This window comes from Curtobacterium sp. B8 (assembly GCF_000333315.1).
Lineage (GTDB): Bacteria > Actinomycetota > Actinomycetes > Actinomycetales > Microbacteriaceae > Curtobacterium > Curtobacterium luteum.
This window is the reverse complement of record NZ_BACW01000246.1, coordinates 1-1,320: the sequence shown is the minus strand read 5'-3', so window position 1 is coordinate 1,320 and position 1,320 is coordinate 1. Positions and strand designations below refer to the sequence as shown.

General features: G+C 70.2%; 2 protein-coding genes. Both read right to left on the bottom strand.

Annotation, left to right across the window (positions count from 1 at the left end; all coding sequences use genetic code 11):
- The coding region (locus I59_RS06090; protein WP_187289792.1) for a hypothetical protein at positions 1-734 on the bottom strand (734 nt) is incomplete at its 3' end.
- A gap of 122 nt (positions 735-856) precedes the next feature.
- Positions 857-1,320, bottom strand: a 464-nt coding sequence (locus tag I59_RS06085) for a sigma-70 family RNA polymerase sigma factor (protein ID WP_022903101.1), incomplete at its 5' end; no start/stop codon positions are given.

Here is a 1,320-nt window from a genome sequence, read left to right as displayed (position 1 = left end):
CCATGTCCGTCACCTGGCCGTCGACGTAGGTCGCGTAGCCCTTGGTGCCGTCGGCGAGGAGCGTCGCCGCACTGCTGTTCGCGGTGTCCGCGACCTTGCCGGTGACGGTGAAGTCGGTGAGCTCGGTCGCTCTGCGCGTCGATCGCGGTGATCGACGCCTGCGCGTCGGCCGCCGAGTCGAACTTGAGCGCGGCGACGGCGGTCGAGACCGTCTTCACGTTCGCACCCGACAGGTCGACGGTGATCTGGCTCGCGGCGTCGCCGTTCGCGCCGACCTGGAAGTTCAGCTTGCCGTCGCCTGCGGTGCCGGCGGTGCCGTCGAGCAGGTTGATGCCGTTGAAGTTCGTCGAGTCGGCGATCCGACCGAGTTCGGCGCTGAGCTGCGTCACCTCGGTCGAGATCGCGGTGCGCGAGTCCGCGTTGTTCGAGTCGTTGCCCGCCTGCACGGCGAGGTCACGGACACGCTGGAGGATGGCGTGCGTCTCGGTGAGACCGCCTTCCGCCGTCTGCACGACCGAGATGCCGTCCTGGGCGTTGCGGGCGGCGACCGTGAGGCCACCGACCTGGGACTTCAGCCCCTCGGAGATCGACAGACCGGCAGCGTCGTCGGCAGCACGGTTGATGCGGAGACCCGACGAGAGCTTCTCGAGGGACTTCGACAGGTCGTTCTGCGTCGCGTTGAGGTTCCGGTACGTGTTGAGTGCCGAGAGGTTGGTGTTGATGGACATACCCATGGTGTGTTCCTCCGTGAATCCTTGGGTTCGGTGCCTGCCCGTCCATGGGCTGACACGGGTGACTCTCGGCCGCTGGCGTCGAGTCGTTAGGTGCCCGTCCGGAAAAGTTCCGGCGGGACGTCTCAGCCGGCCGCCGGCACCGTGGGGACGGTGGCGTCGTGCACGGCGCGGGCCACCCCGGCGGCGGCGTTGGCGGCCACCTTCGCGAGGTAGGCGCTCCGACGGGCCGCGGTGGTCCGGGACGCCGGCTCGGGGGTCGCCCCGCCGTCGCCGTAGTGCGTGGCGAGGCCGTCGCGGAGCAGCCGCATCGCCTCGGAGCGCTGCTGCGAGACGGCGGAGTGCGTGATGCCGAGCTCGGCGGCCACGTCCGTGACCGAGCGGTCGCCGAAGTAGACGGCCTCCACGATGAAGCGCATGCGCTCCGGCAGGGCCTCGACGGCGGCGCGCAGGTAGCGGCGCTTCTCCGTCTCGAGCAGGTCGTCACCCGGGAGCACGACGTCCGCGGCCACGACGTCGTGCACGGTCTCGTCGATCGCGGTCACGGTGCGGCCGGCGTCGTTCATGGCGTCGGCAGCGGTCTGCCGGT